This is a genomic window from Janibacter sp. GXQ6167 (genome assembly GCF_041365945.1).
Taxonomy (GTDB): domain Bacteria; phylum Actinomycetota; class Actinomycetes; order Actinomycetales; family Dermatophilaceae; genus JBGFSK01.
The window spans coordinates 127605-148686 of record NZ_JBGFSK010000004.1 but is presented as its reverse complement, the minus strand read 5'-3'; the positions used below and the strand labels follow the sequence as shown (position 1 = coordinate 148686).

General features: G+C 68.5%; 21 protein-coding genes. 10 read left to right on the top strand and 11 right to left on the bottom strand.

The features are described from left to right. Position 1 precedes the first annotated feature (1 nt). Genes sufB through AB8K43_RS07470 form a run of 4 tightly spaced genes read right to left on the bottom strand, consistent with a single transcriptional unit; the run spans position 2 to position 3785 of the window. Positions 2-1423 (bottom strand): Fe-S cluster assembly protein SufB, encoded by a 1422-nt coding sequence (gene sufB / locus AB8K43_RS07485; protein ID WP_370893025.1) that lies wholly within the window; start codon positions 1421-1423, stop codon positions 2-4. After that, positions 1420-2142 (bottom strand): helix-turn-helix transcriptional regulator, encoded by a 723-nt coding sequence (locus tag AB8K43_RS07480; RefSeq protein ID WP_370893023.1) that lies wholly within the window; start codon positions 2140-2142, stop codon positions 1420-1422. Before AB8K43_RS07480 ends, sufB begins: the two co-directional genes overlap by 4 nt. Positions 2143-2189: 47 nt before the next feature. Then, on the bottom strand, positions 2190-3116 hold the full coding sequence (gene pssA / locus AB8K43_RS07475; RefSeq protein WP_370893021.1) for a CDP-diacylglycerol--serine O-phosphatidyltransferase: 927 nt from the start codon (positions 3114-3116) through the stop codon (positions 2190-2192). A gap of 12 nt (positions 3117-3128) precedes the next feature. Next, a complete protein-coding gene (locus AB8K43_RS07470; protein ID WP_370893019.1) occupies positions 3129-3785 on the bottom strand; it encodes a phosphatidylserine decarboxylase in 657 nt (218 codons plus the stop codon). Positions 3786-3809: 24 nt separating this feature from the next. Between AB8K43_RS07470 and AB8K43_RS07465 the strand changes: the two genes are divergently transcribed. From AB8K43_RS07465 to AB8K43_RS07455, 3 genes are all read left to right on the top strand, one after another. Further along, complete coding sequence (locus AB8K43_RS07465; protein ID WP_370893017.1) at positions 3810-4517, top strand: ABC transporter ATP-binding protein; 708 nt, start codon at positions 3810-3812, stop codon at positions 4515-4517. Then, positions 4514-5278, top strand: a complete 765-nt coding sequence (locus tag AB8K43_RS07460; protein ID WP_370893015.1) for an ABC transporter permease — start codon at positions 4514-4516, stop codon at positions 5276-5278. Before AB8K43_RS07465 ends, AB8K43_RS07460 begins: the two co-directional genes overlap by 4 nt. Before the next feature lie 98 nt (positions 5279-5376). Beyond that, on the top strand, positions 5377-5874 hold the full coding sequence (locus AB8K43_RS07455; RefSeq protein ID WP_370893013.1) for a DUF2231 domain-containing protein: 498 nt from the start codon (positions 5377-5379) through the stop codon (positions 5872-5874). On the opposite strand, the gene AB8K43_RS07450 is transcribed toward AB8K43_RS07455, so the two are convergent. After that, positions 5871-6725 (bottom strand): polysaccharide deacetylase family protein, encoded by an 855-nt coding sequence (locus AB8K43_RS07450; RefSeq protein WP_370893012.1) that lies wholly within the window; start codon positions 6723-6725, stop codon positions 5871-5873. The two genes, AB8K43_RS07455 and AB8K43_RS07450, sit on opposite strands and share 4 nt — an antisense overlap. 56 nt (positions 6726-6781) lie before the next feature. Here AB8K43_RS07450 and AB8K43_RS07445 point away from each other — a divergent pair, with 56 nt between their 5' ends. Continuing rightward, entirely contained in the window at positions 6782-7723 is a 942-nt protein-coding gene (locus AB8K43_RS07445) for a heme A synthase (protein ID WP_370893010.1), read from the top strand. On the opposite strand, the gene AB8K43_RS07440 is transcribed toward AB8K43_RS07445, so the two are convergent. After that, a complete protein-coding gene (locus tag AB8K43_RS07440; protein ID WP_370893380.1) occupies positions 7720-8658 on the bottom strand; it encodes a heme o synthase in 939 nt (312 codons plus the stop codon). The genes AB8K43_RS07445 and AB8K43_RS07440 overlap by 4 nt on opposite strands. Before the next feature lie 215 nt (positions 8659-8873). Here AB8K43_RS07440 and tkt point away from each other — a divergent pair, with 215 nt between their 5' ends. The 6 genes from tkt (at position 8874) to pgl (ending at position 17128) form a co-directional block, all read left to right on the top strand. Further along, on the top strand, positions 8874-11021 hold the full coding sequence (tkt, locus tag AB8K43_RS07435) for a transketolase (protein ID WP_370893008.1): 2148 nt from the start codon (positions 8874-8876) through the stop codon (positions 11019-11021). Position 11022: 1 nt separating this feature from the next. After that, positions 11023-12135 (top strand): transaldolase, encoded by a 1113-nt coding sequence (gene tal, locus AB8K43_RS07430; RefSeq protein ID WP_370893006.1) that lies wholly within the window; start codon positions 11023-11025, stop codon positions 12133-12135. Positions 12136-12199: 64 nt separating this feature from the next. Next, complete coding sequence (locus AB8K43_RS07425) at positions 12200-13816, top strand: glucose-6-phosphate isomerase (RefSeq protein WP_370893004.1); 1617 nt, start codon at positions 12200-12202, stop codon at positions 13814-13816. Further along, positions 13813-15354, top strand: a complete 1542-nt coding sequence (zwf, locus tag AB8K43_RS07420; RefSeq protein WP_370893002.1) for a glucose-6-phosphate dehydrogenase — start codon at positions 13813-13815, stop codon at positions 15352-15354. The genes AB8K43_RS07425 and zwf overlap by 4 nt, the downstream gene beginning before the upstream one ends. Next, positions 15351-16409, top strand: coding sequence for a glucose-6-phosphate dehydrogenase assembly protein OpcA (gene opcA, locus AB8K43_RS07415; protein ID WP_370893000.1), 1059 nt, complete (start codon positions 15351-15353; stop codon positions 16407-16409). The genes zwf and opcA overlap by 4 nt, the downstream gene beginning before the upstream one ends. Beyond that, on the top strand, positions 16406-17128 hold the full coding sequence (gene pgl, locus AB8K43_RS07410) for a 6-phosphogluconolactonase (RefSeq protein ID WP_370892998.1): 723 nt from the start codon (positions 16406-16408) through the stop codon (positions 17126-17128). Before opcA ends, pgl begins: the two co-directional genes overlap by 4 nt. Here pgl and AB8K43_RS07405 read toward each other — a convergent pair. From AB8K43_RS07405 to gap, 5 genes are all read right to left on the bottom strand, one after another. Continuing rightward, positions 17125-17475 (bottom strand): RNA polymerase-binding protein RbpA, encoded by a 351-nt coding sequence (locus AB8K43_RS07405; protein ID WP_370892996.1) that lies wholly within the window; start codon positions 17473-17475, stop codon positions 17125-17127. The two genes, pgl and AB8K43_RS07405, sit on opposite strands and share 4 nt — an antisense overlap. Positions 17476-17512: 37 nt before the next feature. Then, positions 17513-17758 carry a preprotein translocase subunit SecG gene (gene secG / locus AB8K43_RS07400; RefSeq protein ID WP_370892994.1) on the bottom strand — a complete coding sequence of 82 codons (246 nt, stop codon included), beginning with the start codon at positions 17756-17758 and terminating at the stop codon, positions 17513-17515. A gap of 121 nt (positions 17759-17879) precedes the next feature. Further along, positions 17880-18671, bottom strand: a complete 792-nt coding sequence (gene tpiA / locus AB8K43_RS07395) for a triose-phosphate isomerase (protein WP_370892992.1) — start codon at positions 18669-18671, stop codon at positions 17880-17882. A 5-nt stretch (positions 18672-18676) separates the two neighbouring features. Next, the gene (pgk, locus tag AB8K43_RS07390; RefSeq protein ID WP_370892990.1) at positions 18677-19885 is read right to left on the bottom strand and encodes a phosphoglycerate kinase; all 1209 of its coding nucleotides are present in this window, start codon (positions 19883-19885) and stop codon (positions 18677-18679) included. Between the two features lie 47 nt (positions 19886-19932). Continuing rightward, on the bottom strand, positions 19933-20940 hold the full coding sequence (gene gap / locus AB8K43_RS07385) for a type I glyceraldehyde-3-phosphate dehydrogenase (RefSeq protein ID WP_370892988.1): 1008 nt from the start codon (positions 20938-20940) through the stop codon (positions 19933-19935). Positions 20941-21082 lie beyond the last annotated feature (142 nt).

Sequence of the window (21082 nt, the reverse complement as noted above, 5' to 3'; positions counted from 1 at the left end):
ATCACCCAACGGCTCCTTCCATCTGGAGCTCGATCAGGCGGTTGAGTTCGAGGGCGTACTCCATCGGCAACTCGCGAGCGATCGGCTCGACGAAGCCGCGCACGATCATCGCCATCGCCTCTTCCTCCGTCATGCCCCGCGACATCAGGTAGAACATCTGATCCGCCGAGACCTTCGAGACCGTCGCCTCGTGGCCCATCTGCACGTCGTCCTCACGGACATCGACATAGGGGTAGGTGTCCGAGCGGGAGATCGTGTCGACGAGCAGCGCGTCGCAGACGACCGAGCTCTTCGACCCGTGGGCTCCCTCGAGCACCTGGACGAGACCGCGATAGGACGTGCGGCCACCGCCGCGCGCGACCGACTTGCTGACGATCGTCGAGGAGGTGTTGGGCGCGGCGTGGACCATCTTCGATCCCGCGTCCTGGTGCTGGCCCTCGCCGGCGAAGGCGATCGAGAGCGTCTCACCCTTCGCGTGCTCCCCGAGCAGGAAGACCGCGGGGTACTTCATCGTGACCTTGGACCCGATATTGCCGTCGATCCACTCCATCGTCGCGCCCTCGGCGCAGGTCGCGCGCTTGGTGACGAGGTTGTAGACGTTGTTCGACCAGTTCTGGATGGTCGTGTAGCGCACGCGAGCGTTCTTCTTCACGACGATCTCGACGACCGCGGAGTGCAGCGAGTCGGTCTTGTAGATCGGCGCGGTGCAGCCCTCGACGTAGTGCACGTAGGAGCCCTCGTCGGCGATGATCAGCGTCCGCTCGAACTGGCCCATGTTTTCGGTGTTGATCCGGAAGTAGGCCTGGAGCGGGATGTCGACGTGGACGCCCGGCGGGACATAGATGAAGGACCCACCGGACCAGACGGCCGTGTTGAGCGCGGCGAACTTGTTATCGCCCGGCGGGATGACGGTGCCGAAGTACTCCCGGAAGAGGTCCTCGTGCTCGCGCAGACCGGAATCGGTGTCGACGAAGATGACGCCCTTTTCTTCCAGGTCCTCGCGGATCTGGTGATAGACGACCTCCGACTCGTACTGCGCGGCGACGCCGGCGACGAGGCGCTGCTTCTCCGCCTCGGGGATGCCGAGCTTGTCGTAGGTGTTCTTGATGTCCTCGGGCAGGTCCTCCCAGCTGGTGGCCTGCTTCTCCGTGGACTTCACGAAGTACTTGATGTTGTCGAAGTCGATCCCGGTGAGGTCGCTGCCCCAACTCGGCATGGGCTTCTTGTCGAAGAGGGTGAGCGACTTCAGGCGCAGGTCGCGCATCCACTTCGGCTCGGACTTGCGGTCGGAGATATCGGCGACGACCTCGGGACTCAGGCCCCGCTTCGCGGAGGCGCCAGCGGTGTCGCTGTCGGCCCAGCCGTACTCGTAGTGGCCGATGTCCTTGAGCCCTGGGTTGAGCTCTTCGATGTTGCTGCTCATCGCGTGGGCCTTCCTGGTTGGGGGTCTGATGCCGCGGCGGTGACCGCCGCGGTGGGGATGAAGGTCGTGCAGACGTGATCGCCGCCCGCGAGGGTGGCGAGCCGTTGAACGTGGACGCCGAGCAGGCGCGCGAAGGCGTCGGTTTCGGCGTCGCAGAAGGCGGGGAACTCGGTCGCGACCTGCTGGACCGGGCAGTGGCCCTGGCAGAGCTGGATCCCGATGTCATCGCGTCCCCCGACGGATCGGGTGCTTGCCGCGTAGCCGTCACGGCGCAGGGCCGCGACGAGGACCGCGGCGCGCTCCATCGGGTCGTCCCCAGCGGCCGCTACCTCATCGGCGTACCGCCGCTCCAGTGCGGCGAAGCGCTTGGTGGCGAAGGCGTGCACGGCATCGTCGCCGGCAGCCTCGGCCAGGAAGCGTACGGCGTCGGCCGCCAGGTCGTCGTATCCCGTCGGTAAATAGTCGTGGCCCTGATCGGAGACCACCCACTCGCGGGCCGGTCGTCCTCGTCCGCGCTTGCCGCTCGCCGAGGTCCGTGAGGTGATCAGCCCGCTGGCCGCGAGTTGATCGAGATGACGGCGGATGCCGGGGGCACTAAGACCCAACGCGTCCGCGAGAGCCTTGGCGGTAATCGGACCGCGCTCACTGATCGCGGCGACCACCCGGTCGCGGGTACGCGGGTCCGAGCCATCGGTGCTGAGCTCGGTCGCAATAACCACACGACAATGTTACGTAATTCGGCGCAGAACCCCAAAGGAAGGGTGCCCTAAGCGCGCTCCTCCTGCCGATCGTCGCACTCCACCTCGTCGTCTTCCTCCCCTTCGGCCGGAGTGACCGGGACGAAAACCGAGGGCATCTTGACCCGCGGAGGCGCGATCGAGGCATCCCCAAAGATGCGCCGGCGCGGGAGTTGAGTGACGAACCCCAGGGGCGCCGTCAGGATGTAGCCGTAGGCGATGACGAGGCCGGTCATCCCGGGGTTGATCACGAGTCCGACCACGATCACGGCGAGCGTGACGGCGGTGATGATCCGAGCGTGGCGAGTCCGTGGCGTCACCAGGTCGCGGAAGGAGCGAAACCGCACCGTCGAGACCATGAGGAGGGCTGGGATGATCCCGACCGCGAGCGGGAGCAGCATCGCCGGACCGACTTCTGGGGAGGCCATCGCGAAGATCGTCGCGATCACCACGGCGGCCGCCCCCGGACTCGGCAACCCGATGAAATAGCGCTTGTCGTCCATCGGGTCGACGGTCACGTTGAAGCGGGCGAGCCGGAAGGCCGCGCAGGCCAGCCAGAAGAAGGCCCCTAGCCAGGCGAGCACCGGCCAGCCGGGCATCACCCAGGTGTGGACCAGGACCGCCGGAGCGACGCCGAAGGAGATCAGATCGGCGAGGGAGTCCAGCTGCATCCCGAAGGGGGATGTCGCGCCCACGGCTCGCGCGACGGCTCCGTCGCAGATATCCATCACGATCGCGGCCGCCACAAGGGTCGCGGCCAGCACGAAGTGCTCCCGGAAGGCGAGCAGGACCGAGGCGAACCCGGCGCAGAGGTTCAAGGTCGTAAAGATGCTGGGCGCGGTGACGCGCAACTTCTCCCGGTGGCTCAACTGCCGAAGGGAGACGACCTCGGCACCGCTCGGGGCGACGAGGCGCCAGCGGCGCAGCCGTAGGCGCCGGGGCTTGACCTCCGTCATCAGCGCCTCCCCTTAGGCGGAGGGCCAGCGGGCGAGGACCGATTCACCGGCCACGACCCGATCGCCGCCCTCGGTGAGGAGCTCGACGTGCGGCGGGACGAAGACATCCATCCGGCTGCCGAACTTCATCAGCCCGATCCGCTGCCCCGCGGTGAGGCGCTCGCCCACGGTGACGCGGGTCACGACCCGCCGGGCCATGAGCCCGACGATCTGGCGCACGTGGGTCCGGCGCACCTCGCCGTCGACGACGTCCTCGATCGTGATGTCACTGCGTTCGTTTAAGTAGGCGCTCTCGTGCTTGTAGGCCGCGAGCCATTTGCCCGGTCGATAGGTCACATCCGTCACGACGCCGGAGACGGGCGATCGGTTGATGTGGACGTCGAAGGCGGACAGGAAGATCGAGATCTGCTGCCACTCCCCCTCGGGCGCGACCCCTTCCTGCCCGGGCCCGGCGTACATCACCTTGCCGTCGGCGGGCGAGAGGACATCATCGCGTCGGGCCGGTTCCACGTCGGTACGACGCTGTGGGTCGCGGAAGAAGGCTGCCACGGCGACGGGCAGCACACCGAGGGCAAGCGCGAGGCGGCCACGGCCGGTTACGGCGGCTAGGAGCGAAGGGAGCGCGGCCACCGCAGTAGCGGGGGCGGCCTCCCGGTCGATAGTCGTCACCCGCTAAGCCTAGGATGTTGCGCCATGGCTGTGGTCGTCGTGTCGGAGGTGGTGCGCACCTTCGGGGCGGTTCGCGCGCTCGATGGAGCGAGTTGGAGCGCGCCGGCGGGGTCGGTGACCTGCGTCCTTGGGCCCAACGGTGCGGGCAAAACCACGATGATCGAGTGCTTAGAAGGCCTCCAACGCCCAGACGGTGGCCGCGTCGAGGTCCTCGGCGTCGATCCGGCCCACGCCGGACCAGATCACCGGGCCCGGGTCGGAGTCATGCTTCAAGACGGGGGGCTCCCCCAGAGCGTCTCCGCCGAGCGGCTCCTCGCCCACCTCACGCGCCTCGTCGAGGGACCGACCGACACCGAGCGGCTGATCGAGCAGCTGGACATCGCCCCCTTCGCCCGGACCCCCGTCCGTCGCCTATCCGGCGGGCAGCGGCAGCGGATCGCCCTCGCGGCGGCGTTGCTCGCCCGACCCGAGGTGGCCTTCCTCGACGAGCCGTCCGCCGGCCTTGACCCGCATGCGCGCCGCGAACTGTGGCGAGTGCTGCGCGATGTCGTCGCTGCCGGGACGACGCTCGTGGTCACCACCCACTCTTTCGAAGAGGCGGAGCGGCTCGCCGATCGGGTCGTGATCCTGCGACGTGGCGCGGTGGTCGCCGATGACACCCCGTCTGGGATCGCCGGTGGCGGCACTCTCGAGGACGCCTACTTCGCCCTCACCGAGGGATACGTGCGATGAGCGCAACCATCGAACGGCCGCGCGCTGCCCCCTTCGCCACCCGGATGCTCGCTCAGGCGCGCTTCGAGGCCGGGGTACACCTGCGCAATGGTGAGCAACTGATCGTCTCGGTGGTCCTGCCGCTGATGGCCCTCGTCGGGCTCACCCTCGCCCCCTTCCCGGATCTCGGGTCGGGGCCGCGGATCGATGTGATCGCCCCCGGGGTCCTCGGTCTCGTGGTGATCAGCACCGCCTTCACAGGGCAGGCCATCCAAACCGGGTTCGACCGGCGGTACGGCGTGCTGCGCTATCTCGGGGTGACTCCCCTCGGCCGCGGCGGCCTCCTCGCGGGCAAGTCGCTCGCCGTGCTCGGGGTGATCGCCGTCCAGGTCCTCGCGATTGGTGCCGTTGCCCTCGCCATGGGGTGGCGACCCCATCTCGCGATGATCCCGGTCGCCATGGTCTCGCTGGCGCTCGGGGCGTGGTGCTTCGTCGCCTTGGCACTCGCGCTCGCCGGTTCGGTGCGCGCTGAGGCCGTGCTCGCGCTCGCGAATCTGGTCTGGGTACTGCTCCTCGCCGTCGGCGGGATCGTCGTCCCGAGCCATGTCCTCTCTGGGCCGTGGCAGGTCGTGATCGATGCGTTGCCGTCGGCCGCGCTCGGTGAGGCGATGCGTCAGCCGCTCGGCGCGGGCACGTGGCCCTTTGCTGCGTGGGGAATCCTCATCGCCTGGGGCGCGGTATCCACCCTCCTCGCGGCCCGGACCTTCCGGTGGCGAGACTGACCGGTCGCGAGCGGAAGGTTCCCCACCGCCGGGAGTCATAGGACGTTCACAGGATGGCCATAGCGTTCTCCCGGGAACCCGCTGGCACGCTGTGGCCCATGTTCGACACCATCGCCGGTCTCCCGGTCCACGTCCTCGTCATCCACGCCGTCGTCGTCCTCACGCCGATCGCGGCCATCCTCGCCCTCGTCTACGTCGCCCGACCACAGTGGCGGCGAGCGCTGCGCTGGCCCACGCTCGGCCTGGCGCTGGTGAGCGCGGCGAGCGCCTTCGTGGCGGCCGAGAGCGGGGAGAATCTGGAGCGGCGGCTGGAGAGCATCGGTGAGCACAGCCAGGCGCTCGAGACGCACACCGAGGCCGGGGACGTCGCGAGGACCGTGATCGCCCTCTTCGCGCTGGTGGTGCTCATCGCCGTGCTGTGGGCGCTGCGCCCCGGTGCGCCAGCACCGGCCCCGGTCGCCATCATCGTGACCGTCCTGCTGGTGGCCGCCTCGCTCGCCGCGCTGTGGTTTGTCTTCCGGGCCGGGCACACCGGTGCCGAGGTGGCCTGGGCCGACGTCATCTCTAAGACGCACCTGGCCCCGGAAGCCGACTAGCCGAGCGTCACGAAGCGGGTCCCCCGCTCCAGCATCTGCGGCAAGGCCGCTGACACCCCTTCTGCCGTCCCGCCTGCCGGCCGATTCAGATGGCCGATCACGATGTCCCCCGCCTGCGCGGTGAGCATCGCGGTCGTCACCGAGTCGGCCGGCAGGCTCGCTCCCGCATCGGCATTGACGGCGAAACCCGCGATCGGTTGACCGAGCGCGCGCGCCATTCGGGCACACGCGCGATCGGTATGCGCGGTCCCCGGGCGGAACCATCGAGGCAAACCGCCGGTGTGGTCGATGAACCACTGCGATGCCGCTGCGATCTCGTCGTAGGCCTCGCCGATGGACCTCGTGCCGCGAATCCCGTAGGCCGAGCGCCCGGCGACCGACAGTGGGAGGTGGCGGTGGCCGTGGTTCGCGAGCTCGAAGAGGGGGTCGGCGACCAACTCTGCGGCGATGGCCTCGTTGGCGGCGATCCATCGGGTGTTGAGGAAGAGGGTTGCGCGGACTTGATGATGCCGGAGCGCAGCGATGAGGGCGTGGTCGTACCCGTCGCCTCCTCCCGGTCCCCCACAGGCATCGAAGGTGAGCGCCACCCCCTTCGTGCCCGGCGTGAGGTGGGAAACGACACCGGGGACCGCCGTCCCAAAGGGCCCGCTCGGTTGCCTGCCAAAGCGCTCCACCGCCTCGGCACGGGTCAGCGGGAGGGCGCTCGAGGGCGCGGTGGCGCTCGGAGGAGGCTCTGGAGGCGAGGTGACGGAGGTCCGGACCTCCCGCGAGGAGCAACCCGCCGCCGCGGCGAGGACCCCGACGCCCAGCACCACGATCGAGCGTCGATCAGGGGGTGTGGTCTCGGACACTCCGCCGATGCTAACCCTGGCCCTGGCACGAGGCACGCCCGGTGGAGAACTACGGTATGGGGGTGTCTCGAACGCCCCTGCCGACCGCCGAACCAACCACCACGAGCAAGGATCTGTTGATTACCAGCCCGTGGGTGGGCCGACTGCTCGTCGCCAATCTGGTGGTGCAGGTGGGGATCATCGTGACCGGCGGCCTGGTCCGGCTCACCGGCAGCGGCCTCGGGTGTCCGACCTGGCCGCAGTGCACCCCGGGGTCGTACACGCCGACGGTCCACCAGGAGCAGGGCTTCCACAAGCACATCGAGTTTGGGAACCGCCTGCTGACCTGGGTCCTCACTGCGGTCGCCATCGCGCTCCTTGTCGCGCTCTACAAGTGGGCGCGCCAGCGCACGGACCTCATCCGGGGCGCTTGGATCATCGTCGCGGGCATCGTCGCGCAGGCGCTCCTCGGCGGCGTGACCGTCCTGACGGGCCTTAACCCCTGGACGGTGGCCTTCCATTTCCTGGCCTCTGCTGCCCTGGTCGCCGTCGCCGCGTGGATGCTCTGGCGCTCTCAGCAGCGTCCCGGTCCGCGCAGCTTCCTGATGCATCCCCTCGCCGAGCGCCTCGCCCAAGGGGTTGCGGTGGTGACCGCGGTGGTGCTGGTGCTCGGGACGATCGTGACCGGCTCCGGTCCCCACTCCGGTGATGCCACGACCCCGGCGCGCACCGGTTTTGATCCGCGCGCCATGTCGTGGCTGCACGCCGATGCCGTGATGCTCCTCGTCGGGCTAGTGATCGCGATGTGGGTCGCCGCGCGGATGACCTCGCGCTCGGAGCGGGCGACCCGGGCGTGGGCCCTCGTCGTCGGAGTGGTCCTCGCCCAGGGGTTGATCGGCTACGTCCAGTACTTCACCAAGTTGCCCGAGGTCCTGGTCCTCGCGCACATGCTCGGTGCCGCGCTCCTCGTGGTCGTCGTGACCCGCGCGATGGTGCTGAGCCGAACCCCTACGGACTAGTTGAGGCCGGGCAGCGGCCAGTAGAGCAGCGGGTCGATCGCGACGCCGAGGAAGAGCAGCGTCACGTAGGTGATCGAGAAGTGGAAGAGGCGCATCGGCTTGACCTTGGCCTGCGGCTCGCCACGGCGCGTCAGCGCGAGCAGCCGGTGGGCCTCAGCGAGGAAGAGCGCTCCCGAACCGACCGCTGCGACGGTGTAGAGCCAGCCCATCGGCGCGACGGGGATGAGGGCCAGCGAGGTCGCGACCATGACCCACGAGTAGATGACGATCTGGCGCGCGACGGTGATCCGCTCCTGGACCACGGGAGCCATCGGCACCCCGGCCCGCGCGTAGTCGTCCTCGAAGCGCATCGACAGCGGCCAGTAGTGAGGGGGCGTCCAGAAGAAGATGACGAGGAAGAGGATGATCGCCGGCCAGGCGACGGTGTTCGTGACTGCCGACCAGCCAATCAGGGTCGGCATGCAGCCCGCGACGCCACCCCAGACGATGTTTTGGGCGGTGCGCCGCTTCAAGATCATCGTGTAGCCGACGGAGTACAGCACGACCGCGCCGAGCGACAGGGCCGCCGAAAGCGGGTTGACGAGCACCGCGAGCCAGGCGGTCGAGATCGCGGTCAGGGCGGCACCGAAGATCAGCGCGGCGCGCGGGGTGATCTGACCGGTGACGAGCGGTCGATCCGCCGTGCGGTCCATCAGCGCATCGATGTCTCGGTCGTAGACCATGTTGAAAGTGTTTGCCGCACCCGCACTGAGCGATCCACCGATCAAGGTGGCGAGCACGAGCCAGAGGTTGGGGACACCTCGCTCGGCGAGAAACATCACGGGGACCGTCGTCACGAGAAGGAGTTCGATCACCCGCGGCTTGGTGAGCGCGAGATAGGCCGCGAAAGTGCTCGGCCGGGCCGATGGGGCGGCCGCGCTGCGCGTCGGCTGGATGGTGGTCACGAACCAACCCTTGTTCATGGTCGCTGGTGGGAAGGGCGTCACGCCTTCGCCGTCGGGAGGGGCACGAGACCCGATCGGTCAGGTCCCAATCTGGGGCAGTCTACCCGTCTCGACGAGCCCCCACTGACCAGAGGTGTCGCACCGCGCGTCGGCGTCTAGTGTGGTGTCGAGCACTATGCCGACCCTGACCGAAAGGCCCGCATCTCGTGAGTACCGATACCGGACAAACCTCCCGCAACGGCGCCGAGCGGCGCGTGCCCGCCCCGGTGGCCGAACGGGCGGGCTGGGGCCCGCTCGACGTCCGGGCCGTCGACACGGCGCGGCTGCTCGCCGCCGACGCCGTCCAAAAGGCCGGCAACGGCCACCCGGGGACGGCCATGAGCCTCGCGCCTGCGGCGTACCTCCTTTACCAGCAGGTCATGCGTCACGACCCCTCCGACCCGCACTGGCTTGGCCGCGACCGGTTCGTCCTCTCTGCTGGACACTCCTCGCTGACCCAGTACATCCAGTTGTACTTCTCCGGATATGGCATGGAGATCGAGGATTTGAAGGCGCTGCGCACCTTCGAGTCGGCGACCCCCGGCCACCCCGAGGTCCATCACACGACGGGTGTCGAGGTCACGACCGGCCCGCTCGGATCCGGCTTCGCGACCGCAGTCGGCATGGCCATGGCGCAGCGTCGTCAGCGCGGGCTGCTCGACCCCGACGCTGAGGCCGGCGAGTCCCCCTTCGACCACCGCATCTGGGTCATCGCCTCCGACGGTGACCTTCAAGAAGGGGTGTCCTCCGAGGCATCGTCTCTGGCGGGTCACCAGCGCCTGAGCAACCTCACTGTGATCTACGACGCGAACCAGATCTCGATCGAGGACGACACCGACATCGCCTTCAGCGAGGACGTCGGCGCCCGCTACCGGGCCTACGGCTGGAATGTCGTGGAGGTGGACTGGAGGCGCAACGCCGACGGCGAAACCTACGTCGAGGATGTCGACGCCCTCCTCGACGCGCTCGAGGGTTCCCGCACGAGCGAGGCTCCCACGCTGATCGTCTTGCACACGATCATCGCCTGGCCCGCGCCCACCAAGCAGAACACCGGGGCCTCGCACGGTTCGGCCCTCGGCAGCGAGGAGGTCGAGGCCACTCGCGACATCCTCGCCCTGCCGGACGAGCCCTTCGCGGTCGAGGACGACGTCATCTCTCACGCTCGCCAGGTGGTCGAGCGTGGCCAGGCCGCCCACGCGGAGTGGGACAAGGGTTACCAGGCCTGGCGGGAAGCCCACCCGGATGAGGCCGCGCTGCTTGACCGGTTGGTCGCTAAGGAACTCCCCGCCGACCTCAGTGAGGCGCTGCCGACCTTCGAGGCGGACGCGAAGGGGATGGCTACTCGCGCGGCAAGCGGGAAGGTCCTCAGCGCGCTCGCGCCCGTCATGCCCGAACTGTGGGGCGGTTCGGCGGACCTCGCGGGGTCCAACAACACGACGATGGACGGCGAGCCCTCCTTCATCCCGAGCGACCGCCAGACCAGCACCTGGCGGGGCGGCCCCTACGGTCGCACGCTGCACTTCGGGATCCGCGAGAACGCGATGGGGATGGCCCTCAACGGCATTGCGCTGGAGGGCCTCACCCGGCCGTACGGGGGCACCTTCCTCGTCTTCTCGGACTACATGCGTCCCGCCGTCCGGCTCGCCGCGATCCAGAAGTTGCCCGTCACCTACGTCTGGACCCATGATTCGATCGGTCTGGGCGAAGACGGTCCGACGCACCAGCCGATCGAGCACCTCGCTTCCCTGCGCGCGATGCCCGATCTGGACGTCGTGCGGCCCGCCGATGCCAACGAGACGGCCGTGTGCTGGGCGCAGATCCTGCGCAATGCCCGTCCCGCGGGCCTCGCGCTCTCGCGTCAGAACACCCCGGTCTTCGACCGTACGAAGCTCGCCGAGGCTGCGGGCGCCGCGAAGGGCGCGTACATCCTCGCCGAATCCTCGACCGAGGTGCCCGAGGTCATCCTGATCGGTACCGGCACCGAGGTGGCGATCGCGCTGGACGCCCGCGACGAGCTCGAGTCCGCTGGGATCGGGACCCGCGTGGTCTCTATGCCGAGTTGGGAATGGTTCGCTCGGCAGGACGACGCCTACCGCGAAGAGGTGCTGCCGGCCGCCGTGCGGGCCCGCGTCAGCGTCGAGGCCGCGACCCCCTTCGGGTGGCGCGAGGTCGTCGGGGACGCCGGTCGGATCGTCGGCATCGATCACTTCGGTGCGTCCGCCGATCAAAAGACCCTCTATGAAAAGTTCGGGATCACCCCGGCTGCCGTCGTCGAGGCCGCGCGCGAGTCGATCGACGCGGCGAAGGAGAACTGACATGACGACTCCACGTCCCTTGACCGACCTCGCCGAGGCTGGGGTCTCGATCTGGCTCGATGACCTCTCTCGCGAACGCCTGACGAGCGGGAACCTCGCCGAGCTCATCGCCGAGCGCGGCGTGGTCGGCGTGACCACGAACCCCTCGATCTTCCAGGCCGCTCTCGCCGAAGGCTCGGCGTACGACGCGCAAGTGGCCGAGCTGGCTGGCTCCGGCGCCGACGTCGACCAGACCGTCTTTGCCCTCACGACGACCGACGTACGCGACGCCTGCGATGTCTTCGCCGAGGTCTTCGCCGCGACCGACGGGGTCGACGGCCGGGTCTCGATCGAGGTCGACCCGCGCCTTGCTCGCGACACCGAGGCGACGATCGCTCAGGCGAAGGAACTCGCCGAGGCCGTGGGGCGCGACAATGTCCTGATCAAGATCCCGGCCACGGTCGAAGGGCTCCCGGCGATCACGGCGACGCTTGCCGCTGGGATCAGCGTCAACGTCACCTTGATCTTTAGCCTCGAGCGGTACCGCGCGGTCATGAACGCCTTCTGCGAGGGTCTGGAACAGGCTCGCTCCGAGGGCAAGGACCTCCGAGCGATCCACTCGGTCGCGTCCTTCTTCGTCTCTCGAGTCGACAGTGAAGTGGACAAGCGCCTGGAGGAGATCGGAACCCCCGACGCCCTCTCCCGTCGCGGCCAGGCCGCCATCGCCAACGCTCGCCTGGCGTACCACGCCTACCAAGAGGTCTTCGCGACCCCGCGCTGGCAGTCCCTCGCTGACGATGGTGCGCGCCCGCAGCGACCGCTCTGGGCCTCCACCGGAGTGAAGAATCCCGACTACCCGGACACGTTGTACGTGACGGAGCTGGTCGCGCCGAACACGGTCAACACCATGCCGGAGAAGACGCTGGAGGCGGTCGCCGACCACGGCGAGATTACCGGGGACACGGTGACCGGCCGGGAGGTCGAGGCGGAGCAGCTGCTCGATGAGCTCGCCCGGCTCGGCATCGACTACGTCGAGGTGACCGACCAACTCGAGGCCGAGGGCCTGACGAAGTTTGAAGACAGTTGGGCCGAACTGCTCGGCGGTGTCCAAGCCTCGCTCGACGACGCCCGCTGATCCCCGGCCTTAACCCGCACCATCGATCGCTGACGAACCCCACGAATCAGGAGAACACACCGCCATGAGCAGCCTGACCGTCGTCGCCTCCGGCGCCGCCGCCGATGCCGCCCGGACCCACGTGCCGACCCTGGTGGCCGACCAGGTCGCGAGTCGCCTCTTCGACCAGGATGCGAGCTTGTGGGGCCCACAGGCCGAGTCGGAGGCCAGTAAGCGTCTCGCCTGGGTCACCCTTGCGCGCACCTCGCCGCCGCTGGTCGGTGAGGTCGCGGCCTTGCGTGAGGAGTTGCGCGAGCGGGGAATCGACCGGGTCGTGCTGTGCGGAATGGGGGGATCCTCCCTCGCCCCCGAAGTGATCTGCGGGACCGAGGGTCTCCCCCTCGTGGTGCTCGACTCCAGTCACCCGGATGTCGTGCGGGCAGCGCTCACCGACCTCGAGCGGACGGTGGTCGTGGTCTCCAGTAAGTCCGGGTCGACGGTGGAAACCGACAGCCAGCGCCGGGCCTTCGTCCAGGCCTTCACCGACGCCGGTCTCGATCCCACCGAGCACCTCGTGATCGTCACCGACCCCGGCAGCCCGCTCGATGAGCAGTCGCGCGCCGACGGCTTCCGGGTGGTCAATGCCAACCCCGACGTCGGCGGTCGGTACTCGGCCCTCACCGCCTTCGGGCTGGTCCCCTCCGGACTGGCGGGCGCCGATATCGAGGCGCTCCTCGACGACGCCGAGGCGGTGGCGGACCTGCTCGCCGCCGATGACGACGGCAACCCGGCGCTCAGCCTGGGGGCCGCGATGGCGGGCACGGACCCGTTGCGGGACAAGCTCTATCTCGTCGACCACGGCAGCCCACTCGTGGGCTTTGGCGACTGGGCCGAGCAGCTCATCGCCGAATCGACGGGCAAGGACGGCAAGGGCATTCTGCCCGTCGTCCTCGCCGGTCCCGGCCGGAGCGCGCCGCCGGCGGATGCGACCGTCGTCCGGCTGGTCGCGGACGACGATGACATCGCCCCGTCCGATGCGCCCTCCTCGGTGGATGTCTCCGGCGGTCTCGGTGCTCAGTTCCTGCTCTGGGAGGTCGCCACGGCCGTCGCCGGCCGCCTGCTCGGAATCAACCCCTTCGACCAGCCCGATGTCGAAAGCGCGAAGGCCGCGGCCCGGGAGCTGCTCGATGGTGGGGCGAGCGAAGGGGTGAGCGTCGACGCGACCGACGATGCGGTCGAGATGAGCCACCGTGGCGGCGACTGGCTGGGTGCCGTGACGACGGTAGGCGAAGCCATCGACGCCCTCCTCGGGCAACTCGACTCCACCGGCTATGTCGCCGTGATGGCCTATCTCGACCGCGAAGGGGACGCCCCCTTGGCCGAGGTGGCCGATGTGCTGGCCGAGCGGCTCGGTCGGCCGGTCACCTTCGGGTGGGGCCCGCGCTTCCTGCACTCGACGGGCCAGTACCACAAGGGCGGACCCGCGAATGGGGTCTACCTGCAGATCACCGACGTTCCGCGCGAGGATCTCCCGGTCCCGGGACGCGAATTCACCCTCGGTGAGTTCATCGCGGCCCAGGCGGGTGGCGACGCGCAGGTGCTCGCGGACCACGGGCGACCCGTCTTGACCTTGCACCTGAGTGACCACGACCGTGGGCTCGCCCAGGTCAAGGCCGCCGTGGCCGGTGGTTCGAGCGCATGAGCCCGGCTCGAATTAGCGCGGACCGCAACCCCCTTCGCGATCCGCGCGATAAGCGACTCCCCCGGATTGCCGGGCCGTGCAGCCTCGTCCTCTTCGGCGTGACGGGCGACCTCGCCCGCAAGAAGTTGATGCCGGCGATCTACGACCTCGCTAACCGAGGGCTGCTCCCGCCGGGCTTCTCGCTCGTCGGCTTCGCCCGTCGAGACTGGGAGGACCAGGACTTCGGCGAGGTCGTCTACGAAGCAGTGCGCCAGCACGCGCGCACCCCCTTCCGCGAAGAGGTATGGCGCTCACTCGCCGAGGGCTTCCGCTTCGTGCCGGGCACCTTCGATGATGACGAGGCCTTCGATCTGCTCGCCAAGACCGTGCGCGATCTCGATGAGCAGCGCGGGACCGGCGGCAACCACGCCTTCTACCTCTCGATCCCGCCCGCCTTCTTCGCTCCGGTGTGTCAACAACTGAAGCGCTCGGGGCTCACCGAATCTGAGGGTGACTCCTGGCGCCGAGTGGTGATCGAAAAGCCCTTCGGTCATGACCTAAAGAGCGCCCGCGAGCTCAACGCGATCGTCGAGGACGTCTTTGCCCAGGATTCGATCTTCCGGATCGACCACTACCTCGGGAAGGAGACCGTCCAGAACCTCTTGGCGCTGCGCTTCGCCAACCAGATGTTCGAGCCGATCTGGAACTCGCACTACGTTGACCACGTCCAGATCACGATGGCCGAGGACATTGGGATCGGGGGGCGCGCGGGGTACTACGACGGGATCGGCGCGGCCCGCGATGTCATCCAAAATCACCTCCTGCAACTCCTCGCCCTGACGGCCATGGAGGAGCCGACCGACTTCGCCGCGCAAAGCCTGCGGGCGGAGAAGGAGAAGGTGCTCTCCGCGGTTCGCCTCCCCGAGAACCTGGGCCGCCACACGGCGCGCGGGCAATATGCCGCGGGCTGGCAGGGCGGCGAGGAAGTGATCGGCTACCTCCAAGAGGACGGTGTCGCGCCGGACTCGACGACCGAGACCTACGCGGCGATCACCCTCGATATCGCGACCCGTAGGTGGGCAGGGGTCCCCTTCTACCTGCGGACCGGCAAGCGACTCGGCAAGCGGGTCACCGAGATCGCGGTGATCTTCAAGCGCGCCCCGCACCTGCCCTTTAGCGATACCGAGACCGAGGAGCTCGGGCAGAACGCGATCGTGATCCGCGTCCAGCCCGACGAGGGCATCACGATCCGCTTCGGGTCGAAGGTGCCGGGTAACCAGATGGAAGTGCGCGACGTGACGATGGACTTCGGGTACGGGCGCGCCTTTACCGAGTCCAGCCCGGAGGCCTACGAGCGGCTCATCCTCGATGTCCTCCTCGGCGATCCGCCGCTCTTTCCCCGCCACGAAGAGGTCGAACTCTCCTGGAAGATCCTCGACCCGATCGAGCGGTTCTGGGCGGGCGCCGGACAACCCGAGCAGTATGCGGCCGGGACCTGGGGTCCGCGTTCCGCTGACGAGATGATGGCCCGTGACGGCCGCTGCTGGAGGATCCCGTGATCGTCGACCTGCCCAATACCTCGACCTCGAAGGTCTCCAAGGAACTCGTGCGTCTGCGCGAGGATGTCGGCGCGATGGCGCTCAGCCGGGTCCTCACCCTGGTGATGGTCGTCGCCGACGAACACGCCGAGGATGCCATCTCCGTCGCGAGTGCCGCGAGCCATCAACACCCGAGCCGCATCGTCGCCGTGGTGATCGGTGATGGGCGGGGCCTGTCGCGCCTCGACGCGCAGATCCGGGTGGGTGGGGACGCCGGAGCGAGCGAAGTGGTGGTGCTGCGCCTTTTCGGGCCGCTCACCAAGCACGCCCGCAGCGTCGTGATCCCCCTTCTGCTGCCCGACTCCCCCGTGGTCGCCTGGTGGCCGAACCGGCCTCCCGCCGATGCCAGCGAGGACCCGGTCGGCGCGATGGCCCAGCGCCGGATCACCGACATCACGCGCACCGGAGCCGCCCCTCGCTCGGCTCTGCGTAAGCTCGCCGAGACCTATGAGGCCGGCGACACCGATCTCGCCTGGGCGCGGATCACGCTGTGGCGCGGCCTCTTGGCGGCGGCGCTCGACCGTCCTCCCTACCAAGAGGTCGAGTCGGCGGTCGTCGTCGGGGCCGAGGACTCGCCCTCGGTCGACCTGCTGGCCGGATGGCTCGCGGCGCGCCTGAAGTGCCCGGTCTCGACGGTGCGTTCGCGCAGTCGCACGGGAGTGATCAGCGTGCGGCTCACCCGGGCGTCGGGCGATATCGATCTCGTCCGACCGCAGGATGGGGAGACGGCGATCCTGTCGGCCCCTGACCAGCCGGAACGCTCGATCGCGTTGGCGCACCGCTCCGACGTCGAGTGCCTCGCCGACGAACTCAGCCGCCTCGACGCCGACGAGGTCTACGAGGAGGCTCTCACCCGCGGCCTGGGCGAGGTGACCGCCCGCCGGATGACCATGACAGCGGCCATCGACAAGGGCATTGCTCCCTCGGTATCCGAATCCCGTCAGGTGGCCCGCCGACTCGCCGAGGAAGCGGCGACCGCCTTGACCTCGACGATGGTGACGGCGGAGAAGCGATGAGCGGCATCGTGATGGTCCACCCGAGCCGGGCGCAGCTCGCCCGGGCGACCGGGATGCGCCTCGTCTTGTCGATCCAGGCGGCCCAGGCCGAACGAGGCTGGGCCGAGGTGGGCCTCACCGGGGGTTCGATGGGTTCGGCCGTGGTCGCGGCGGCCTATGAGTCAGGGATCACCGATTGCGTCGACTGGACGAAGGTGGGGATCTGGTGGGGCGATGAGCGGTACCTACCCGCCGGCGAGCCCGATCGCAACGACACCCAAAACGACGAGGCGGGCCTGTCGCTGCTCGGGATCCCGCCGGAGCACATCCACCGGGTCCAGGGGCCGGACGAGTCCGGGTCGCTCGAAGATGCTGCCGCCGCCTACGAAGCAGCGATTCGCGAGCACGGTCGCGGAGCCTTCGACATCACCCTGCTCGGGGTGGGTCCAGATGGCCACGTGGCCTCGCTCTTCCCCGGCCACCCGATGCAACTCGCGGACGACGCCATCGCTCTCGCGGTGACCGACTCCCCGAAGCCCCCGTCCGACCGGGTATCGCTCTCCTTGGAGGCCCTCCGCCGCTCGCGCGAGGTGTGGTTTGTCGTCTCTGGTGAGGACAAGGCGCAAGCCGTCGTCGACGGCGTGGGCGAGGCTCCCCCTTCGAAAAGCACCGCTTCGCAGGTGAGCGGGACCGAGCGCACGCTGTGGCTGGTCGATCCCGCTGCCGCGAGTGGTCTTTAGGTAATCAGGCCCCGGCCGCGAAGTTCGCTCAGGCGTTCCTTCAAAATATCGGCGCCCTCGCTGTCGCTCCGGCGCTCCTTCACGTACGCGAGGTGGGTCTTATAGACCTCGGCCTTCGGCGGAGCCGGCGGGTTGTCCTTGTCCTTACCGGCCGGGAATCCGCAGCGCGGGCAGTCCCACTGCTCGGGGATCTCGACGCCGGGTTCGTCGGCGAAGCTCGGGCGCACCTCGTGCCCGTGAGCGCACCAGTAACTCACGACGAGCCGGGGCGCGGATTCGCCGCGCTCGGCTTCGCCCATGGGTCCGGCACCGACTCGGCTGCCGCGGATCGCATTACCACCGGCCATCAAGGTCCTCCTACGTGGCGATTAGGGGGTTGTGCCGCTAGGCGGCGAAGCGGTCGATCAGGCCAATGCCGACGATCACGGTGAACCACAGCAGGCCAACGACCACGGTGAAGCGGGTGAGGTTGCGCTCGGCGACCGACGAGGAACCAAGAGAGGTGGACATCCCGCCGCCGAACATGTCCGACAGGCCGCCGCCCTTGCCCTTATGCATGAGGATGAGCAGGGTCAGGATCAAGCTGGTGATCACGAGGATCACCTGCAGGCCAATGCGTACTACGTCCACGGGTTCTCTTCTTCGTCCTGGTCGTCGATGCTCGGGCGGTAGCGCCCGGCTAGAGGATACCTCTCGGGTGCGTCGACGGAGGCCGACGCACCCGAGAGGGCGATGACTTTACCGGTGACCGTCAGCCGGTCACGTGGCTTTGGTAGCGCGCGATCCCGGCGAACTCCTCCGGGTCGAGCGAGGCGCCACCGACGAGCGCGCCGTCGACATCGGCGCCCGCCATGATCGCGGCGACGTTGCTGGACTTCACCGATCCGCCGTAGAGGATGCGCACGCCATCGGCGAGCTCCTGGTCCTGCAGCTCGGCGAGCTTCCCGCGGATCGCGGCGCAGACTTCCTGCGCGTCCTCGGGAGTCGCGACCTCGCCGGTGCCGATCGCCCAGACCGGCTCGTAGGCGATGACGACGGTCTTTAGCTGCTCGGGCGTGAGGCCCGCGAGGCTGCCCTCGATCTGGGTGAGGACGTGCTCGACGTGCGTGCCGGCCTGACGGATCTCAAGGCCCTCGCCGACGCACACGATCGGGGTGAGGTCATGCCGGTAGGCGGCGGCCGCCTTCGCGGCGACGATCTCGTCGGTCTCGTGGTGGTACTCGCGCCGCTCGCTGTGACCGACGACGACGTAGGTGCAGCCGAGCTTGCTGAGGAAGGCGCCGGAGACCTCGCCGGTGTACGCACCAGAGTCATGCTCGGAGAGGTCCTGCGCGCCATACCGAAGGGAGAGCCCGTCACCATCGACCAGGGTCTGCACGCTCCGAAGATCGGTGAAGGGCGGCAGCACTGCCACTTCCACGGCGGCGAAGTCGTGCTTCGCATCGCGCAGCGTCCAGTCCAGCTTCTGCACCAGGTGGGTGCCCTGCTGGTGGTCGAGGTTCATCTTCCAGTTGCCCGCCATGAGCGGGGTGCGGCTCGTCATGCTGGTCAGTTCTCCTTGGTCTCGTGGACGGCGAGCCCGGGCAGTTCCTTGCCCTCGAGGTACTCCAGGCTGGCGCCGCCGCCGGTGCTGATGTGGCCGAACTGATCGTCGGAGAAGCCCAGCTGACGCACGGCAGCGGCGGAGTCGCCGCCGCCGACGACGGTGAGGGCGCCGCTCTCGGTCGCGTCGACGAGAGCCTGCGCCACGGCCTTGGTGCCCGCGGCGTAGGGGGCCATCTCGAAGGCGCCCATGGGGCCATTCCAAAAGACCGTCTTGCAGTCGACCAGTTTGCTCGCGAAGAGGTCTGCGGACTTCGGTCCGATGTCGAGGCCCATCTGCTCGGCCGGGATCGCGTCAGCCGCAACGACCTCATGGTTGGCATCGGCCGAGAAGGCGTCTGCGGCCACGATGTCGACCGGTAGCACGATCTCGACCCCGTCACGCTCGGCCCGATCCAGGTACTCGCGGACCGTGTCGAGCTGGTCGGCCTCGAGCAGGCTCTTGCCGACCTCGTGTCCCTGGGCCTTTAAGAAGGTGAAGACCATGCCGCCGCCGATCAGCAGCCGGTCGGCCGTCCCGAGGAGGTTGTCGATGACCCCGAGCTTGTCGGACACCTTCGCACCACCGAGGACGACCGCGTACGGGCGCTCGGGGTCGACGGTGAGGCGCTGCAGGACCTCTACCTCGGTCTGGACGAGTCCGCCGAGGGCGGCGGGCAACCGGGTCGCGATGTCATAGACCGACGCCTGCTTGCGGTGGACGACGCCGAAGCCGTCGGAGACGTAAGCATCGGCGAGTGCCGCGAGCTGGTCGGCGAAGGCGCCGCGCTCGGCCTCATCCTTGGAGGTCTCCCCCGCGTTGAAGCGCAGGTTCTCCAAGAGCGCGACGTCTCCGTCGCTCAGGGACGCCACGGCCTCTTCGGCGACCGAACCGACGGTCTCCGGCACGAAGGTGACGTCCTGCCCGAGGAGTTCCCCGAGCCGGCGAGCGACCGGCGCGAGCGAGTACTTGGCCTCGGGCTCTCCCTTCGGCCGACCGAGGTGGGCGGCAACAATGACGCGCGCGCCCGCCTCGGTCAGGGCCTTGATCGTCGGCAGCGATGCCCGGATCCGTCCATCGTCGGTGATCGTCTCGCCGTCCAGAGGGACGTTGAGGTCCGATCGGACAAGCACCCGCTTGCCGTGGAGGTCACCGAGGTCGGAAATGGTTTTCACGGGCCGTCAGCCGCCTTTCGCTTGTTAAGGGAGGAACGCCGGGTCGGTCAGAGGCTCTTGCCGACGAGGGTGATGAGGTCGGCGAGGCGGTTGGAGTAGCCCCACTCGTTGTCGTACCAGCCGACGACCTTGACCTGGTTGCCGATCACCTTGGTGAGGCCCGCGTCGAAGATGCACGAGTGCGGGTCGGTCACGATGTCGGCGGAGACGATCGGGTCCTCGGTGTACTTGAGGTAGCCCTTCAGCGGGCCCTCGGCCGCGGCGGCCTTGACGATCTCGTTGACCTCTTCGACGGAGGTCTCGCGGCTCGCCTCGAAGGTGAGGTCGGTGGCCGAACCGGTCGGGGTCGGCACGCGCAGCGCGTAACCGTCGAGCTTGCCCTTCATCTCCGGCATGACGAGGCCAATCGCCTTGGCGGCACCGGTCGAGGTCGGGATGATCGACAGAGCAGCGGCGCGGGCGCGACGCGGGTCGCGGTGCGGGCCGTCGAGGAGGTTCTGGTCCGAGGTGTAGGCGTGGACCGTGGTCATCAGGCCCTTGACGATGCCGAGCTTGTCGTTGAGGGCCTTGGCCATCGGGGCGAGGCAGTTGGTCGTGCACGACGCGTTGGAGATGACGTTGTGCTTCTCGGGGTCGTAGTCGCCGTCGTTGACGCCCATCACGATCGTGACGTCTTCGTTCTTGGCGGGGGCCGAGATGACGACCTTCTTGGCGCCACCGTCGATGTGGGCCTTAGCTGCCTCGGCGTCGGTGAAGAAGCCGGTGGACTCCACGACGACGTCGACGTTCTCGTCGCCCCAACCGATCTGGGCCGGGTCCTTCTCGGCGAAGACGCGGATGCGCTTGCCGTCGACGGTGATCGAGTCGTCGTCGTAGCTGACGTCGGCGTCAAGGACACCGAGGACCGAGTCGTACTTCAGGAGGTGGGCGATGGTCTTGTTGTCCATCAGGTCGTTCGCGGCGACGATCTCGATGTCGGCGCCCGAGGCCTTGACGGCGCGGAAGAAGTTGCGGCCGATTCGGCCAAATCCATTGATGCCAACGCGAACAGTCATTGGTGGTGTTGCCTTCCCTTTGTGGTGGCCGCGTCATCGCGGCCCGTCATCGGTCCCCTCCACCCTATTCCTTGGCGTGTCGCGGGGCACATCGTGGTCGGGCGCGAGAGATGAACGGTTGGTGACCGATATCGAAGGGGGT

Excerpts from the sequence above, each read along its gene's own strand:
- pssA (WP_370893021.1), bottom strand. The coding sequence starts at position 3,116 with ATGACGGAGGTCAAGCCCCGGCGCCTACGGCTGCGCCGCTGGCGCCTC.
- tpiA (WP_370892992.1), bottom strand. The coding sequence starts at position 18,671 with ATGACGAGCCGCACCCCGCTCATGGCGGGCAACTGGAAGATGAACCTC.
- zwf (WP_370893002.1), top strand. The coding sequence starts at position 13,813 with ATGAGCCCGGCTCGAATTAGCGCGGACCGCAACCCCCTTCGCGATCCG.
- sufB (WP_370893025.1), bottom strand. The coding sequence starts at position 1,423 with ATGAGCAGCAACATCGAAGAGCTCAACCCAGGGCTCAAGGACATCGGC.
- AB8K43_RS07445 (WP_370893010.1), top strand. The coding sequence starts at position 6,782 with ATGGGGGTGTCTCGAACGCCCCTGCCGACCGCCGAACCAACCACCACG.
- pgl (WP_370892998.1), top strand. The coding sequence starts at position 16,406 with ATGAGCGGCATCGTGATGGTCCACCCGAGCCGGGCGCAGCTCGCCCGG.
- AB8K43_RS07405 (WP_370892996.1), bottom strand. The coding sequence starts at position 17,475 with ATGGCCGGTGGTAATGCGATCCGCGGCAGCCGAGTCGGTGCCGGACCC.
- AB8K43_RS07425 (WP_370893004.1), top strand. The coding sequence starts at position 12,200 with ATGAGCAGCCTGACCGTCGTCGCCTCCGGCGCCGCCGCCGATGCCGCC.
- AB8K43_RS07460 (WP_370893015.1), top strand. The coding sequence starts at position 4,514 with ATGAGCGCAACCATCGAACGGCCGCGCGCTGCCCCCTTCGCCACCCGG.
- tal (WP_370893006.1), top strand. The coding sequence starts at position 11,023 with ATGACGACTCCACGTCCCTTGACCGACCTCGCCGAGGCTGGGGTCTCG.
- AB8K43_RS07455 (WP_370893013.1), top strand. The coding sequence starts at position 5,377 with ATGTTCGACACCATCGCCGGTCTCCCGGTCCACGTCCTCGTCATCCAC.
- AB8K43_RS07465 (WP_370893017.1), top strand. The coding sequence starts at position 3,810 with ATGGCTGTGGTCGTCGTGTCGGAGGTGGTGCGCACCTTCGGGGCGGTT.
- gap (WP_370892988.1), bottom strand. The coding sequence starts at position 20,940 with ATGACTGTTCGCGTTGGCATCAATGGATTTGGCCGAATCGGCCGCAAC.